The organism is Flavobacterium sp. (genome assembly GCF_044341265.1).
In the GTDB taxonomy this organism is placed as follows: Bacteria; Bacteroidota; Bacteroidia; order Flavobacteriales; family Flavobacteriaceae; genus Flavobacterium.
This window is the reverse complement of sequence record NZ_JBIISA010000020.1, coordinates 18005-34735: the sequence shown is the minus strand read 5'-3', so window position 1 is coordinate 34735 and position 16731 is coordinate 18005. Positions and strand designations below refer to the sequence as shown.

The 16731-nt window shown below is 31.9% G+C and carries 18 protein-coding genes; 6 read left to right on the top strand and 12 right to left on the bottom strand.

The window, feature by feature from the left end; translation table 11 throughout:
• Nucleotides 1-79: 79 nt before the first annotated feature.
• Together ACIQ06_RS10590 and ACIQ06_RS10585 are read right to left on the bottom strand one after the other, a co-directional pair.
• Nucleotides 80-433, bottom strand: coding sequence for a four helix bundle protein (locus ACIQ06_RS10590; protein ID WP_396146168.1), 354 nt, complete (start codon nucleotides 431-433; stop codon nucleotides 80-82).
• A 66-nt stretch (nucleotides 434-499) separates the two neighbouring features.
• Entirely contained in the window at nucleotides 500-1039 is a 540-nt protein-coding gene (locus ACIQ06_RS10585; RefSeq protein ID WP_396146167.1) for a DUF1599 domain-containing protein, read from the bottom strand.
• Nucleotides 1040-1135: 96 nt separating this feature from the next.
• Between ACIQ06_RS10585 and folP the strand changes: the two genes are divergently transcribed.
• Nucleotides 1136-1960, top strand: a complete 825-nt coding sequence (gene folP / locus ACIQ06_RS10580; protein WP_396146165.1) for a dihydropteroate synthase — start codon at nucleotides 1136-1138, stop codon at nucleotides 1958-1960.
• Between the two features lies 1 nt (nucleotide 1961).
• Nucleotides 1962-2582, top strand: coding sequence for a hypothetical protein (locus ACIQ06_RS10575; RefSeq protein WP_396146163.1), 621 nt, complete (start codon nucleotides 1962-1964; stop codon nucleotides 2580-2582).
• Between the two features lie 38 nt (nucleotides 2583-2620).
• On the opposite strand, the gene rlmH is transcribed toward ACIQ06_RS10575, so the two are convergent.
• Nucleotides 2621-3094, bottom strand: a complete 474-nt coding sequence (gene rlmH, locus ACIQ06_RS10570; RefSeq protein ID WP_396146161.1) for a 23S rRNA (pseudouridine(1915)-N(3))-methyltransferase RlmH — start codon at nucleotides 3092-3094, stop codon at nucleotides 2621-2623.
• A gap of 110 nt (nucleotides 3095-3204) precedes the next feature.
• On the opposite strand from rlmH, the gene ACIQ06_RS10565 reads away from it, so the two are divergent.
• Nucleotides 3205-4227 carry a quinone-dependent dihydroorotate dehydrogenase gene (locus ACIQ06_RS10565; RefSeq protein WP_396146159.1) on the top strand — a complete coding sequence of 341 codons (1023 nt, stop codon included), beginning with the start codon at nucleotides 3205-3207 and terminating at the stop codon, nucleotides 4225-4227.
• On the opposite strand, the gene ACIQ06_RS10560 is transcribed toward ACIQ06_RS10565, so the two are convergent.
• On the bottom strand, nucleotides 4210-4920 hold the full coding sequence (locus tag ACIQ06_RS10560; RefSeq protein ID WP_396146157.1) for a DUF3307 domain-containing protein: 711 nt from the start codon (nucleotides 4918-4920) through the stop codon (nucleotides 4210-4212). The genes ACIQ06_RS10565 and ACIQ06_RS10560 overlap by 18 nt on opposite strands.
• Nucleotides 4917-5528, bottom strand: a complete 612-nt coding sequence (locus ACIQ06_RS10555; RefSeq protein ID WP_396146155.1) for a SatD family protein — start codon at nucleotides 5526-5528, stop codon at nucleotides 4917-4919. Before ACIQ06_RS10555 ends, ACIQ06_RS10560 begins: the two co-directional genes overlap by 4 nt.
• 208 nt (nucleotides 5529-5736) lie before the next feature.
• Between ACIQ06_RS10555 and ACIQ06_RS10550 the strand changes: the two genes are divergently transcribed.
• Entirely contained in the window at nucleotides 5737-6600 is an 864-nt protein-coding gene (locus tag ACIQ06_RS10550) for a hydroxymethylglutaryl-CoA lyase (protein ID WP_396146152.1), read from the top strand.
• A 99-nt stretch (nucleotides 6601-6699) separates the two neighbouring features.
• On the opposite strand, the gene ACIQ06_RS10545 is transcribed toward ACIQ06_RS10550, so the two are convergent.
• Nucleotides 6700-9192: a cation-translocating P-type ATPase gene (locus ACIQ06_RS10545; RefSeq protein WP_396146150.1), complete on the bottom strand. Its 2493-nt coding sequence runs from the start codon at nucleotides 9190-9192 to the stop codon at nucleotides 6700-6702.
• Nucleotides 9193-9348: 156 nt separating this feature from the next.
• Here ACIQ06_RS10545 and guaB point away from each other — a divergent pair, with 156 nt between their 5' ends.
• Nucleotides 9349-10821 (top strand): IMP dehydrogenase, encoded by a 1473-nt coding sequence (guaB, locus tag ACIQ06_RS10540; RefSeq protein ID WP_396146148.1) that lies wholly within the window; start codon nucleotides 9349-9351, stop codon nucleotides 10819-10821.
• Nucleotides 10822-10946: 125 nt separating this feature from the next.
• On the opposite strand, the gene ACIQ06_RS10535 is transcribed toward guaB, so the two are convergent.
• The 3 genes from ACIQ06_RS10535 to ACIQ06_RS10525 form a co-directional block, all read right to left on the bottom strand.
• Nucleotides 10947-11564: a hypothetical protein gene (locus ACIQ06_RS10535; RefSeq protein ID WP_396146146.1), complete on the bottom strand. Its 618-nt coding sequence runs from the start codon at nucleotides 11562-11564 to the stop codon at nucleotides 10947-10949.
• A gap of 16 nt (nucleotides 11565-11580) precedes the next feature.
• Nucleotides 11581-12924, bottom strand: coding sequence for an adenylosuccinate lyase (purB, locus tag ACIQ06_RS10530; protein ID WP_396146144.1), 1344 nt, complete (start codon nucleotides 12922-12924; stop codon nucleotides 11581-11583).
• Nucleotides 12925-13036: 112 nt separating this feature from the next.
• A complete protein-coding gene (locus ACIQ06_RS10525; RefSeq protein ID WP_396146142.1) occupies nucleotides 13037-13729 on the bottom strand; it encodes an SIR2 family NAD-dependent protein deacylase in 693 nt (230 codons plus the stop codon).
• A 62-nt stretch (nucleotides 13730-13791) separates the two neighbouring features.
• Here ACIQ06_RS10525 and ACIQ06_RS10520 point away from each other — a divergent pair, with 62 nt between their 5' ends.
• A complete protein-coding gene (locus tag ACIQ06_RS10520) occupies nucleotides 13792-14454 on the top strand; it encodes a TrmH family RNA methyltransferase (RefSeq protein ID WP_396146140.1) in 663 nt (220 codons plus the stop codon).
• A gap of 100 nt (nucleotides 14455-14554) precedes the next feature.
• Here ACIQ06_RS10520 and ACIQ06_RS10515 read toward each other — a convergent pair whose 3' ends face one another.
• From ACIQ06_RS10515 to ACIQ06_RS10505, 3 genes are all read right to left on the bottom strand, one after another.
• On the bottom strand, nucleotides 14555-15103 hold the full coding sequence (locus tag ACIQ06_RS10515) for a hypothetical protein (protein WP_396146138.1): 549 nt from the start codon (nucleotides 15101-15103) through the stop codon (nucleotides 14555-14557).
• A 149-nt stretch (nucleotides 15104-15252) separates the two neighbouring features.
• Nucleotides 15253-15741, bottom strand: a complete 489-nt coding sequence (locus ACIQ06_RS10510) for a hypothetical protein (protein WP_396146136.1) — start codon at nucleotides 15739-15741, stop codon at nucleotides 15253-15255.
• A 138-nt stretch (nucleotides 15742-15879) separates the two neighbouring features.
• Nucleotides 15880-16602: an SMI1/KNR4 family protein gene (locus ACIQ06_RS10505; RefSeq protein WP_396146134.1), complete on the bottom strand. Its 723-nt coding sequence runs from the start codon at nucleotides 16600-16602 to the stop codon at nucleotides 15880-15882.
• Nucleotides 16603-16731 lie beyond the last annotated feature (129 nt).

Here is a 16731-nt window from a genome sequence, read left to right as displayed (position 1 = left end):
TTATTGTGTTAAAATAACAAAAAACAATTTATAAAATTCAAATAAATTCCAATTTTTCAAATTCTAAAACTTAAGAGGACTATTTTGATTTTTCTAATATGGCAGAAAATATTTTTTTTAGTTCATCTGCTTCTTGAATTAAAACAGCATTTAATTTTTCAAATTCTGTTGAATTAGTTGCTTTAATTATTTTGAGCCAAAATACACTTTCTTTAGATTCTTTTCTGCTAATCTTTATTCTGTAATTAAAATCTTTTTTACTCAAAGCTTCATTTGCTTCAATATAATTGGCACCAACCGAACCCGAGGATTTAACTAATTGCTTACCATCTTCAATGTTAGAAATAGTTTTAGGAAGCTTTTTCAAAAACAATCTGCAGTCAATCGCAAATTGTAAAGTTCTTTCTTCTAAATCATATTTCTTTGGTTCCATAGTTTCGAATTTTAAATTTTAAAATTTTTGGAATTTAATTGTTTTTTGGTATTTGTAATCTGGTATTTAAAATTTTTTCATTAAAATCAGTGCAAATACAGAATAATTAATCATGTCTTGATAATTGGCGTCAATACCTTCAGAAACTAAAGTTTTTCCTTTGTTGTCTTCAATTTGTTTTACACGTAGTAATTTTTGTAAAATTAAATCAGTTAATGAACTTACTCGCATTTCTCTCCAAGCTTCACCGTAATCGTGGTTTTTGTCTTCCATCAATTGTTTGGTTAAAGCAATCTTTTCGTTGTATAATTTTACAGCTTGTTCCGTATTCAAATCAGGCTGGTCTACAACACCTAATTCTAATTGAATCAAAGCCATAATGCAATAATTGATGATGCCAATGAATTCACCAGTTTCATCTTCGTCTACTTTTCTAACTTCGTTTTCTTGAAGACTTCTTATGCGTTGTGCTTTTATAAAAATTTGATCGGTTAATGATGGCAAACGTAAAATGCGCCACGCACTTCCATAATCAGTCATTTTTTTACTAAATAAATCTCGGCAAATGCCAATTACTTTGTCGTATTCTTGTGAAGTATTCTTCATTAATGGTATCTTTGTATAATAATTTTACTACTTACGATTCGAACCAAAGTGGTCTCGGGTCAAAAGTAAAGAATTCAAATTGAAGTACAAAGTACAATGACGATTAACTGTAAAGGAAAACTTATCGATTTATCTACTCCCAAAGTGATGGGAATTCTCAATGTTACACCCAATTCTTTTTATGATGGTGGAAAACATGTAGATGAAAAATCAATTTTGCTGCAAGTAGAGAAAATGCTTTTGGAAGGTGCAACTTTTATTGATATTGGCGGATATTCAAGTAAACCAAATGCTGAGTTTGTGACAGAAGAAGAGGAATTGCAAAGAATACTTCCTATAGTTCAAAAGGTACTTAATGAATTTCCTGAAACCATTATTTCAATCGATACTTTCAGAAGCAAAGTTGCAAAAGAGACTTTAGAAAGTGGCGCAGCGATGATAAATGATATTTCTGCTGGAAATTTGGATGAAGAAATGCTTCAAACTATTGCAAATCTTCAAGTGCCTTACATTATGATGCACATGAGAGGAACACCTCAAACGATGCAAAAAATGACTCATTATGAAAATATAATCAAAGAAATGATATTTTATTTTTCTGAAAGAGTGGCCAAAGCAAGAAGTTTAGGAATCAATGATTTGATTATCGATCCTGGATTTGGATTTGCAAAAACATTGGAACAAAATTTTGAAGTTTTAAATAAATTAGAATTGTTTCAAATGTTAGAATTGCCATTACTTGTAGGAGTTTCAAGAAAATCTATGATATATAAAATGTTAGATATAACAGCTGAATTTGCTTTAAATGGAACTACGTCTTTAAATACGATTTCTTTAATGAAAGGAGCGAAAATATTACGCGTTCATGATGTAAAGGAAGCTGTGGAATGTGTCAAATTATTCAATCAATTAAATCATTAAAATGAAAAAATACTTAGTATTATTAATAGCTTTTGGAATAGTATCTTGCGAAGGAAAGAAAGAAATTCAATTGCCAAAAGCAGATAGAACGATCATTGGTGATGTGAAAGAACATTCACCAATTTATATATTTTTTAAAGTTGAAGGAAAAGATACTATTGCTGATGTAAACAGAAAAAATGCCATAGTTTCAACCAATTGGATTTTTAATATTGACAAACGTTTACCTTTAAAATTAGTGATGCCAGAACTAATAAAATTGCAAGCTAAAAAAGATAAAAGCATTCATAAAAATGAAGCTGCCGAGAATTTTTTTTCATATGCTAATGACAAGAAAAAAACATTAGCATTCTTACCTTTTGCAAGTCTAAAATTTAAACTTGAAAAGCCAAAATCTGGAGTTGAGATTTATTTCTCCAAAGACGATAAAGTTTTAGTTAATAAAACCATTGTTGAAAAATCTAACTTGATAAATTATTTAGATAGTTTAGAAAGTGATAAACCTTTGAAATATAATTTTTGTTTTGACAAAGAAGCCAGCTACGATACTTTTATTAAAAATGCAGTTTTTATCAACACATTAGAAATAGAAATGATTATTAGTGAAATCTATATTTTCTAAATCTATCGATAAACTTCGTACTTCAAACTTCGTACTTTCTATTGGTGGTGATAAGGTTCGTTTCTCAAAATAGTAAACCCACGATAAATTTGCTCAATTACAAATAAACGAACCATTTGATGAGAAAAAGTCATTTCTGAAAGTGATACTTTTCCTTGTGCTTTTTTGTAAATCTCTTCACTAAAACCATAAGGTCCGCCAATTACAAATACTAAGGTTTTTATTCCGGCGTTCATTTTCTTTTGTAAATAATCAGAAAATCCTACACTTGAGAAAGTAGTTCCGTTTTCATCTAATAAAATTAGCTGGTCTGTTGCGGAAAGTTTAGATAAAATTAGCTCGCCTTCTTTCTCTTTTTGTTGCGCTTCCGATAAGTTTTTTACATTTTTTATATCAGGAATCACTTCCAAATCAAATTTCACATAAAAAGACAATCTTTTTGTATAATCATCAATCAAAGTTTGAAGTGATTTGTTATCGGTTTTGCCAATGGCTAGAAGACGAATATTCATTGTTGAATTATTATAAGTCGCAAATTTACAAATAGATTTTTATTTTCTTCCAACTTCCAACATTCAACTCCAAACAATTTTCTATTTTTGCAAAACACAACTACAACAAAATGTACAAACTACTAATTCGTCCAATTCTTTTTCAATTTGATCCTGAAAAAGTACACTATTTTACCTTTTCTTTAATCCGATTTTTATCTAAAATACCAGGATTTTCTTCTCTTTTCAAATCGTTATATTTAGTAAACGACAAACGATTGGAAACCGAAGTTTTCGGATTAAAATTTCCAAATCCAGTAGGATTGGCTGCAGGTTTTGATAAAAATGCTGTTCTATACAAAGAACTTTCCAATTTTGGATTCGGATTTATAGAAATTGGAACGTTAACGCCAGTTGGTCAAGAAGGAAATCCCAAAAAACGATTGTTTAGGCTAAAAGAAGATTCTGCAATTATCAACAGAATGGGGTTTAATAATGGTGGAGTTCAAGAAGCTGTTGAAAGATTAAAGAAGAACAAAAGCGTTTTAATTGGTGGAAACATTGGTAAAAATAAGCTTACGCCAAATGAAAATGCCACGCAAGATTACGAAATTTGCTTCGAAGCACTTTTCGATTATGTAGATTATTTTGTGGTAAATGTGAGTTCGCCAAACACACCAAATCTACGTGAATTACAAGATAAAAAACCGTTGACAGAATTATTGCAAACACTTCAAAATAAAAATATAGCTAAGCCAAAACAAAAGCCAATTCTTCTAAAAATCGCACCAGATTTAACTGATTCTCAACTTTTAGATATTATTGATATTGTAAACGAAACCAAAATTGCTGGTGTAATTGCAACTAATACAACGCTTTCAAGAGAAGGTTTGCAGTCTGAAAATAAGTCAGAAATGGGTGGTTTATCAGGGAAACCTTTGACTAATCGTTCTACAGAAGTGATTCGATTTTTATCAGAGAAAAGTAATAAATCATTTCCAATTATTGGTGTTGGCGGAATCCATTCGGCTCAAGATGCTATCGATAAATTAAATGCAGGAGCAAGTTTAATTCAACTTTACACCGGTTTTATTTATGAAGGTCCACAATTAGTTAAGGAAATAAATAAGGCAATTTTAGAGAGAAAATCCTAAACTTATTTGTACTAAAAGTCCAATTAGCAAAGCAATTCCGAAACTTAATAACGTTCCAATTAGGACATATTCTGTAAGTTTTCTGTCTTTCGCTTCTTTCAAATCTCCAAATCGGAAGATTGATTTTGCGGCTATTAAAAATCCAATGGCTTCAAAATGACCTGTTAGAATAAAGCAGAATACAAAAAGACGCTCCAAAATTCCAATATAATTTCCGGCATTTTGTAGCGAATCGTCATTGGTTTTATTTTCAGGTGTCCAAATAGAAATGATGTTTTTGATGATGAGTGAAGTTGGTTTTGTTAATAAAATAAAACCTGTTATTGTAATCCAAAATTGATTTCCAAAACTTGTAAAATCTATTGTAGTATTGTTGTAAATTAATGTAACTGCAATAATAACAAGTAAATGCAAAATTTGGTCTACAGAAAACCAAATGCGTTTCGTTTTTGATTTTTGATAATGTAACTTCAAAAAATCTATAAAACCGTGTAATGCTGCTAAAGCGAAGGCATACCAACCAAAATCAGTAGTTCCAACTAAAATCCAAGCCAAAGCAAAGTGAAGTAAGGTGTGTAAATACAAGTAGATGCTCTTGTGTTTTTTCTGCTCTTTATCTTTTACCCACGAAGTTGGTTGTAGTAAAAAATCGCCTAATAAGTGAGCCAAAAGTAATTTTACAAACACTATCATAGTTCAAGAGATTTTATTTTTTTTCTAAAATAACGATCAACTTGCATCATCAATTCATAATTAGAACGCTTTTGTCTTCGACTCACTGCTGCTTGATTGATTCCTAATTTTACTCCAATTTCTTCTTGAGAAAGTGTTGGATTTTGAATAGCAACTAACACAAATTCAGCCGATTGTTGTAGCCAATTATCCATAAAGGATAGACTTAAATTCAGCATTAAATTCAATTCTTCGTCAAATTCAGCAGTTCCAGAATTGATGGCTAAATTTATTTTTTGCTTTTTTAAAGTTTCAAATGTTTCACCAGAACGGATAAACGCACTGCCATTACTTTCTGTGATTTTTCTTGCTTTATGTGTTTTATCTCCAAATCCTAAACTCATTCTAACATCTAAATCTATAGATTTAAAAAAAGCTTTAATTTGAAAAGCAATAGTCAAAGCGTCTTCTATAGTCTTGATTTCCAGTTGAAATTCATCGCCACGATAGATTTCCCAATCGTTTGGAGATTTCCCAATCGTTTGAAATAGTGTTTTTAAGTCATCCATCCATTTCTTGGAAGGAACCTTTCTTGAGTTGATAATATCGCCTGTAAGTATCACAATCATAAGTCAAAAGTACTAAATATTTTTAATAAAACAACAATTATTACCAAAATACGTAATAATTCAATTTATTACCGATTTACGTAATATTTGTAATTATTACCAAAATACGTAATATTTTAAGTTATTACCAAAAAGTGTAATAATTAAATTTTACTTCTTTTAAAAAACGATTTCGTAAAAACGATTTCTTTAGTATCTTTGACAACAAATGGAGAAAATTAAAATCATAGAATGTCCTCGTGATGCCATGCAAGGCATAAAACCTTTCATTCCTACCGAACGAAAAGTAGATTATATTCAAGCGCTACTTCGTGTAGGCTTTGATACTATTGATTTTGGAAGTTTTGTTTCGCCAAAAGCCATTCCACAAATGGTTGATACTGCTGAGGTTTTAGCACAATTAGATTTGTCTCAAACCCAAAGTAAATTACTTGCAATTATTGCTAATACACAAGGTGCAGAATTGGCTTCTGTTCATAAAGAAATACAGTATTTAGGTTTCCCATTTTCGATTTCAGAGAATTTCCAAATGCGAAATACTCACAAAACTATTGCCGAAAGTTTAATCACTTTACAAGAAATTTTAAACATTGCCGATAAATCTAATAAAGAAGTAGTTACCTATATATCAATGGGTTTCGGAAATCCCTATGGAGATCCATGGAATGTTGATGTAGTAGGCGAATGGACAGAAAAATTGGCCAATATGGGTGTAAAAATTCTATCACTTTCAGATACTATTGGAAGTTCAACTCCAGAGGTTATTGACTATTTATTTTCTAATTTAATTCCTAAATATCCACATATCGAATTCGGTGCTCATCTTCATACAACTCCAGACAAATGGCACGAAAAAATTGATGCAGCATACAAAGCAGGTTGTCGTCGTTATGATGGCGCCATTCAAGGTTTTGGAGGTTGTCCAATGGCAAAAGACGATTTAACAGGTAATATGCCAACCGAAAAAATGTTATCCTATTTCACCCAACAAAAAGCGGATACCAATACTAGTCCAATGAGTTTTGAAAGCGCTTATAATGTGGCTTCACGTTTATTTGGAGAGTTTCATTAAAATTTTTTAGTTGTCGGTTTTCAGTTGTCAGTTTCTAGTAATTTGTGTAATTTCAAGGCAAATTAATTCGTGGAAATTTGTGCAATTCGTGTCTAAAAATCAACGTCTTTTAAAAATCTTATAAATTTCCATCCACATCACAGACACAAAAGCAATTAAAATACTCAATCCTATTTGTTCATAATCAACCATTTCAAACAAAAAGAATTTTGAAAAAATAGGAACAAAAAGCAGGAGTGAAGTTACAGCAATTGTTATCCCAATAATCATCAAAACCAAATTATTTTTATATCGAATCGTAGTAAAAATGGAATAATAAAACGAACGATTTTCCAAAGTCAGAAAAATATTTGAAGCAATTAAGGTTAGAAAAATTGAAGTTCGCGTATAGGTTTCTGAAAACCCTTCTTGGATGCAATATTGATACATAAATAATAACCCCAAAGTAATAACCAATCCTTGAATAATACTAATAGTAATCTCTTTCAAGTTAAAAAAAGTTGTTGTTAAAGGTCTTGGTTTTTCTAACATTAAATTGCGTTCCATAGGTTCATTTTCATAAATTATAGAACAAGTTGGTCCCATAATTATTTCCAAGAAAATGATATGAACTGGTGTGAAAATATTCGGGTATATCCAACCTAATGCTAATGGTATAAACACAACCAAAATTATTGGAATATGAATAGAAATTATATATTGAATAGCTTTTTTTAAATTCAAATAAATCTTTCTTCCCATCGCAATAGCATCAGTCATTTTTGCAAAATCGTCGTCAATCAAAATCAAATTGGCTGCTTGTTTAGCAATTTCAGTTCCTTTTTTACCCATAGCAATTCCAATATGTGCTGATTTTAAAGCCGGACCATCGTTTACACCATCGCCAGTCATTGCTACAATTTGATTGTTGTCTTTTAGGGCTTGAATAATTTTCAATTTTGCTTCAGGAAACATTCGTGTAAAAATGGCGGTTTCCATAACTTTTACTTTCAAAGTAGCTTCATCCATAGCCATTAATTCGTCACCATTCAATATTTTATCGGAATCTTTAAAACCAACTTGTTTAGCTATAGTTGACGTAGTTTGAGCATTATCACCAGTAACTATTTTTAATTGAATTCCGGCTTTGTAAAACGTCTCAAAAACTTCTTGAATATTAGCTTTTGGTGGATCATAAAATGCTACCAATCCTTTAAAATTAAATTTAAATTCTTGTTGCGTTTTTGGGTAATTAGTTCCAGAAAACTCAGCAACACCAACACCAAGAACGCGATAACCTTCGTTAGCCATTTTTTCAATAGCAACTAAAATTTGTTTTTTTTCACTTTCAGATAATTGACTGACTGCGATAATTGCTTCTGGAGCACCTTTTGCTGCTATGACTTTTTTACCATTGGAATCTTCAAAAACATGCGTCATCATAGGTGGTTTTCCGCCTAATGGATATTCGTGAACTAATTTAAAATTTGGTCTTTCATCAACAGATTCTAATTTAGTGTACGCTTCATGAATGGCAATTTCCATTGCATCAAATGGAATTGGTTCGCTTGCCCACATCGTGTAACTTAAAACTTCTTCTGCTTCAGGATTTAACTTCTCTTCCGTGTTAATAATTGCATCTGATTTGAAAAGGTACAACTGAGCCAAACTCATTTTATTCTCGGTAATTGTTCCTGTTTTATCGGTACATATTACTGTAGCACTTCCTAAAGTTTCAACGGTTTTTGTTTGTTTGGTTATGATTCCCATTTTCATCAATCGCCAAGCTCCGAGTGCCATAAATGATGCAAATGCAACTGGAATTTCTTCGGGAATAACACTCATCGCAATTGTCAATGCTTTGAGTAAGCTATCTAAAACACTATTAGAATGATAATAATTTAGAGCCCAAACAATACCAAAAATAAGTAATCCAATGATTGACATTTTCTTTACGAAATTGGTAATCTGAATTTGTAATGGTGTTTTTTCCTCTTGAATTTCTTCTAAACTTTTTCCAATTTTCCCCAAATTTGTTTGATTTCCTATAGCAGTTACTTCGCAAATCGCCATACCTGTTGCAACGATTGTTCCTTGAAAAACTTGTTTAATTTCTGAAGCTTCATTTTTAAAAACTGATAATGATTCACCAGTTAAAATTGCTTCATTAACCGAAAAATCATTTGATTGAATGATAGTGGCATCGGCAGGAATAAAAGTTCCTTCTTCAATTTGAATAAAATCGCCAAGCACAATTTCTTCACTTGGAATTTCTATAACTTCACTATTTCGGATGACTTTACTTTTGGGTTGCGATAATTTTTTTAAAGCATCAATTGCATTTCTACTCCGAGCTTCTTGGAATAAAGAAATTGCAGCCACTAAAAATATAGCAACCGTCATAAAAATTCCATCACCATAATCGCCAGAAATGTAGTAAATACTAGCGGCAGCAACTAATAGCAAAAACATAGGTTCTTTAACCATTTCTAACAATGACATCAAAAAATGATTTTTTTCTTGATGTTCTAAAGAATTGGTGCCATTTTTAGTTCTTGAGGAAGTAACTTCTTCATTTGAAAGCCCTGAAATTTTATCTTTAGAATCTATCATAAAACCGAATTAAGAAGTTACATTAAAGTTAATCATTTTTATTGGATTTTCAATCATTTTAATTTACTAAATGATAAAACTAATCACTATTCACGAATTACTATTTACTTTTTCACTATATTTGCACGCAATTTAACTACAACTACAAATTGCAACATGAAAGCACACACAACTAAAATCGTTGGAGAAGGTTTAACCTATGACGATGTACTGCTAATTCCAAATTATTCTGAAGTTTTACCGCGAGAAGTTAATATTCAATCGAAAATATCTAGAAATATTACGTTGAATGTTCCTGTTGTTTCTGCAGCTATGGATACCGTTACCGAAAGTTCTATGGCAATTGCAATGGCTCAAGAAGGTGGAATTGGTGTTTTACACAAAAACATGACAATTGAACAACAAGCAGCTAAAGTTAGAAAAGTAAAACGTGCAGAAGCTGGAATGATTATCGACCCAGTGACTTTGCCTTTAAATTCAACGGTTGGCGATGCTAAAATGTTAATGAAAGAACACGGTATTGGAGGAATTCCAGTAGTTGATGAAAACGGAACTTTAAAAGGAATTGTTACTAATAGAGATTTGCGTTTTGAGAAAATTAATTCACGTTCTATTTTAGAAGTAATGACTTCGGAACATCTTGTTACCGCTGCTGAAGGAACAACTTTACAAGAAGCAGAAGGAATTTTACAACAAAATAAAATTGAAAAACTACCAGTAGTTGATACCAATAACAAATTAGTTGGATTAATTACGTTTAGAGATATAACTAAATTGGCTCAAAAACCAGTTGCAAATAAAGACAAATTTGGACGTCTTCGTGTTGCAGCAGCATTAGGAGTTACTGCCGATGCTGTAGAAAGAGCAACTGCATTAGTAAACGCAGGAGTTGATGCTGTAATTATTGATACGGCTCACGGACACACAAAAGGTGTTGTTGATGTTTTGAAATTAGTTAAAGCTAAATTTCCAAATCTTGATGTCATTGTTGGAAATATTGCAACAGCAGAAGCTGCTTTGTATTTAGTAGAAAGTGGTGCTGATGGTGTAAAAGTCGGAATTGGTCCAGGTTCGATTTGTACTACAAGAGTTGTTGCTGGTGTAGGGTTTCCTCAATTTTCAGCAGTTTTAGAAGTTTCAGCCGCTTTAAGAGGTACTGGTGTTCCAGTTATTGCTGATGGTGGAATTCGTTACACAGGAGATATTCCAAAAGCAATTGCTGCTGGAGCTGATTGTGTAATGCTTGGTTCACTTTTAGCAGGAACAAAAGAATCTCCAGGAGAAACTATTATTTTTGAAGGAAGAAAATTCAAATCCTATCGTGGAATGGGTTCTGTTGAAGCGATGCAAGAAGGTTCAAAAGACAGATATTTCCAAGATGTCGAAGATGATATTAAGAAATTAGTTCCTGAAGGAATTGTTGGTCGAGTTCCATACAAAGGTGAATTGAACGAGAGTATGCAACAATTCGTTGGAGGTTTAAGAGCCGGAATGGGTTATTGTGGTGCTAAAGATATTCCAACACTACAAGAAACAGGAAGATTTGTAAGAATCACAACTAGCGGAATTGGCGAAAGTCATCCTCATAATGTTACGATTACTAAGGAAGCTCCGAATTATTCTAGGTAAGTTTCTTAACCACGAAGTTCACTAAGAAAGCACAAAGCTCACAAAGTATTTAAAATCTTTGTGAGCTTTTTTTCTAAAATGTCTTTGAGGTTTGGTATCTATTTATGCCTTCTTTGTTTTAAAAATTAATTGCAGTTAAAAGGTTTGTCTTGATGCATAAAACCAGCAATGTATTCTTCAGTATAACCGTTTCCATTGGCAGTTGGTATTTTCTTTTCAAATTCAGCTAAGCTGTCCATCATTTCTTTACACTTTGAGAAATGTTTTTTGATAGTTGCAATTGCTGTATTTTGATCAACTAATTTTTTAGGCATTTTACTTTCGTTAAACCAACCAGAATCAATAATTGTATTTGTAGCTTTATCAACTATTTTATAGTTGTAATCAAGATAATATCCATCAGCAGAGAAAGGAGGAGTAAAGCTCAATAAAAGCATTTTGTCACTTGTTTCAGCAATGATTTTACTCAATACCATATACTTTTTCTTTTTCTCACTGTATTTAAAAGGTATGTAGGTAATATCACCAGCTACTAATTTATCTACTTTGTCAATATCGATTCCTTTTATTGCTTCGAAACCTTCTTTGCTAGGAAGAGTATATCTGACTTTTTCAAAAGTTGAATAATAAAAATCTCTTTCATCAATTTCCATTTTATTTCCATCTTTCAATAAAATGTAATTCTTTTGAGCAACTGAAAATAGTGAACTTAGTAGTACAATTGTAAATAATAATTTTTTCATTTTTTTTGTTTAGTTATTAGATTCCTAAATAATTACTTGGACTTATCTGCATCAATTCCACTTTAATTTCATCGGAAACTTTTAGTGTTTGAATGAAATTATGAATAGCTTCTTTATTGATAATAGTATTAGTTCTAGTTAAATCTTTCAAAGCTTCGTAAGGATTTGGATAACCTTCACGACGTAAAATCGTTTGAATTGCTTCAGCTACAACTGCCCAGTTTTTCTCCAAATCTTCTTCGAATTTAACTTCGTTTAAAACTAATTTATTCAAACCTTTCAAAGTAGCTTCAAATGCAATTAAAGTATGTCCCATCGGAACTCCTATGTTTCTTAAAACCGTACTATCAGTCAAATCGCGTTGCAATCTTGAAATAGGTAATTTTGCTGAAAGATGTTCGAAAATCGCATTTGCAATTCCTAAATTTCCTTCTGAGTTTTCAAAATCAATTGGATTTACTTTATGTGGCATTGCTGACGAACCAATTTCTCCAGCTTTGATTTTTTGTTTGAAATAGTCCATAGAAACATACGTCCAAATATCTCTATCTAAGTCAATAAGGATGGTGTTAATTCGTTTTAAAGCATCGAAAAATGCTGCAAAATGATCGTAATGTTCTATTTGAGTAGTTGGAAATGAATGTTGCAATCCTAAAGTTGATTCCACGAAATCGGTTCCGAATTTTTTCCAGTCGGTGTTTGGGTACGCTACATGATGGGCGTTGTAATTACCTGTTGCGCCACCAAATTTAGCTGCAAACGGAACATTAAATAACAAACGCATTTGCTCTTCCAATCGTTCTACGAAAACCAAAATCTCTTTTCCTAATCGAGTAGGAGAAGCTGGTTGTCCGTGTGTTCTTGCTAACATAGGAATGTCTTTCCATTCCATTGCTAACTCTTTTAACTTTGCAATTACAGAAATTAAACTTGGTAAATATACTTTTTCAAAAGCTTCTTTTGTTGATAAAGGAATCGCTGTATTATTGATGTCTTGCGAAGTCAATCCGAAGTGAATGAATTCTTTGAACGGTTCTAATCCTAATGCATCAAATTTACTTTTGATAAAGTATTCAACAGCTTTTACATCGTGATTGGTCGTTTTTTCGGTTTCTTTTATCCAAAGTGCATCTTCGGTTGAAAAGTTGGTGTAAATTTTACGTAACTCATCAAAAACAGATTTGTTTACACCTGAAAGTTGTGGCAAATCGGCTTCGCATAAAGCAATAAAATATTCCACTTCAATTAAAACTCGATATTTTATTAGAGCTTCTTCCGAAAAAAATGGAGATAAAGAAAAGGTTTTGCTTCTATATCGTCCGTCAATTGGTGAAATAGCGTTTAATTCTGTTAGTTGCATTGTGTTGTGTTGTTGTTTTGAAGTTGCAAAAATAGTTAAACGATTTTAGAATATAGAATATAGAACAAAGAAAATCGACTATCCATAGAATCTATTTTCTATTCTCTATTTTCTATTCTCTTCTTCGCAATTTTTCTCTCAAAAACGGAACACCTTCGGTAGCATTCATAGGAATTACTTCTAGCGGATTGGCTAATTCATAAATCGTTGCAGGTTTTGGATCGATATAATAAATTGGAGTATTTGGTTGTCCGTAATGAATTAATCCAGCTGCTGGATAAACTTGTAATGAAGTTCCAATAACGGCAATAATATCTGCAGTTTGAACAATTTGCAAAGCTTCTTCAAGCGCTGGAACATCTTCGCCAAACCAAACGATATGTGGTCGTAATTGATGTCCGTTTTTATCAACATCACCAGTTTTTAAATCGTTTGTCCAATCTAAAATGTAGTTGATGTCTTTTACACTTCGCACTTTTAAAAGTTCGCCATGAAGATGTAAAACCTTTGAACTTCCAGCTTGTTCGTGCAAATTATCTACGTTTTGTGTAATGATATGAACGTCAAAATCGTTTTCTAAATCTGCTAAAGTTTGGTGTCCTAAATTGGGTTGAACTTGATGTAATTGTCTTCGTCTTTGATTATAAAAATCTAAAACTAATTCTTGATTATTGCGCCAACCTTCAGGTGAAGCGACTTCCATTACATCGTGACCTTCCCATAAACCATCAGCATCACGAAAGGTTTTGATACCACTTTCTGCAGAAATTCCTGCACCTGTTAAAACTACTAATTTCTTTTTCATCTTTTTCATTTGGACTTAAAACTAAGCATTTTTACTATTTTTGCCAAAATTAATTTTTTAAAATGGTCGATTTAGATTACTTAGCATATTTAGAAGATATCCTTACTGAAAACAGAAAAGAACGTTTTTTAGAGGTTTTAAAGAATAGAACCAATCATTTTACGATTGCAATGGAAGACGTTTTTCAGTTGCATAATACCAGTGCTGTGATGCGCAGTTGTGAAGTTTTTGGTATCCAACAATTGAATGTTATTGAAGAAAAATTTGGTAAAAGAATCGATGCTGAAATTGCCATGGGAGCACAAAAATGGGTTGATGTAAACCGATTTAACTCGGTGCAAAGTTGCATGGATGCTATGCGTGAAAAAGGTTATCAAATTATCGCCACAACGCCACACAACGATTCGTGCTTGATTCACGAATTTGATATTACAAAACGAAGCGCTATTTTCTTTGGAACAGAACGCGACGGACTTTCGCCAGAAGTTATTGACCAAGCCGATGGTTATATCAAAATACCGATGGTTGGCTTTACAGAAAGTTTAAATATCTCTGTTTCCGCGGCAATTATCATTCAAGATATTACTAATAGATTGCGTCAATCGAACTTAAATTGGCAACTAACCGAAGAAGAAATTCTTGAAAAACGATTGGATTGGGCTAGAAATTCTATCAAAGATATTAAAAGGATAGAGGAGCGATATTATTCAAATCTTAGTAAATAACTTACTGCGATTGGGCTTTGTTAATGAAAAAACTGCACAAAGTCAGGAGAGATTTGTGCAGCTTTTTATTTAAACTCTTTGAGGAATTTGGTTCTTATCTTTAGCAACCGTTATTTTTACTAAGGTCACGTTTATAAAGCACCTTATTGTCTTTCGCAATATAGTCGCTTGATATAATCAAATAGGGATGATTCGGCGAACATCCTGCGCTGCGGCTTCTTACAATAATTTTATCGTTGACTTTAAGACTTTTTAGCTGCTCAAATTCTTCAGGAACAAATTGCATCATGTATTCTTCGTCACCAATCTTTACTATAAGCCATTTTGGCCCTGATGGTGATGCGTTTTTGCGCTGAAAAGTAAGAGAGGTTACCACAGCGTTCATATCGCTGAAAGCTTCTATATTCTTGCTTATTTTATCATAACTGGCACTCACTTTTTTACCTTCAGGAGAATCTTCCCATTTTTTGTACATTATACCATCTGGTGAAGCTTCCCATTTTTTCTTTTCTGCTATTGGGTCTTTCTTTTTAACAACGGCCAACTGCTTTTGGGATGGCTTTGTTTTATTTTTTATTTCACAATTAGTAAATACTAGTCCGATTACCACAGCCAGCGGTAAGATCAGGAAAAAGTGGCTTTTTTTCATAGGTTCATATTCTTTTAAAATTGATTAAGCGAATATAGTTTGATATTTTCCGGACGAAGTAATTTGGATTGTAAATAAAAATGTAAATTTTGTAAAATAAATAGTAAATATAGGTGTTGAAAGGATTTCTTTGATTTTATAGTTGTAATCTATTTCAAATATTTTGTTCTTAAATCAATGCCGTCTACTAAATAAGGTTCATTTGGATGTTTTATTACATAGTTTTTAACAGCAACTTTTTCTAATGAATCTATCCATTTTTCTCCATGTCTTTTAATAATTTCTTTCTCCATTACTTTTTCGTAACAATATAAAGTGAATCCTTCTGGAGGACGAATACATGAACTCAAACTATGAATAGTTTCAATATTATACTTTTTAGTAATCAAATTTAATTCGGCAACCACTCTTTCAGGATAATTTCTACAACAATATACTAGCTTATTTTTTAATAAATCTTTTTCAGCTCTTTTAGTTTCGAACTGACAGATTGTATCAACAACAATTATTTTTTTATCAGGATTTTCTAATTTTACATTTTCATATTCTGCCCAAGAATAAACTTTTACAGGTTCAACAGATCTATTGCAACTAGATAGCAATAATAAAAATGACGATATGAATATTAGTTTTTTCAATGTTCTTGATTCAAAATAACTGATAATGTTTTGTTTATAGTAAGTATTGTCAAATATAAAAAAACTGCGTAAAGTCAGGAGAGATTTGCGCAGCATTTTATGAGAAGTCTTTGTGGAGCTGAGTTAGGCACCAGCTAATTATCTCTTTCCACCGAATAATCTCGATAGAAAACCTTGTTTTAGTCGTTTCTCAACTATCCAAATAGGTTCGTCAGTTGGTCTTATGATTTTTGTGTTTGGACCTGATTTACCCCAAGGAAATCCTGTTTTTATAGGTTGATTCGTCAAGTCCGCCACTAAAAATATTTCGGGTAGTTCAATTTGTCCGTTTTCAAAGTCATAATCCTTTTCATTTTTTTCCATTATTCCGACTTTTTCGTTCCAAATATCCATAACGGTCTTTTCGTGAATAATGTTCAAGTTGGAATCACTTCCTTTTTGTCCGAACTCATCAACATGTCTAATGAACTCCGTTAAATTTTCAGAATGTTTTACAACGACAGATGGGTCATGACAAACATAATATACTGAATTCCAATTTCCTTTTGAGTCAATATCTAAGATCCAAAAATTCCCAAACCCATCTCCTGCAAGTTGGATTGATTTTGGAAACATTTCTTCAAATCCAAAATGACCAAATGAATCAAAACGTATTTCTTCAAGTCCATATATGGTAAAACCTTTACTGAATCTTAATAAATCTTCGATTTCGTTCGGTAAGTTCTTTTCTGGAAGTCGATATTTAAGGTTTTCTATTTCGCTGTCGGTCATTCCGTCTAGTAATTCGACCTTATATAAATCACCATCTTCTGATTCGTATTGATTAGATAGGATTGATTCTAATTGTTGTTTTGGTGTCATTTCTTTTCGTCTTATTTTAGCTTGTGCCTTACGTTTCTCCTTTAGTTTGCATTATAAAATAAATAACTAATTTTCCGAATAGGAAACAGGTGGACTAAAACGTTTCCATTTCTAATAAATCCCATGTCT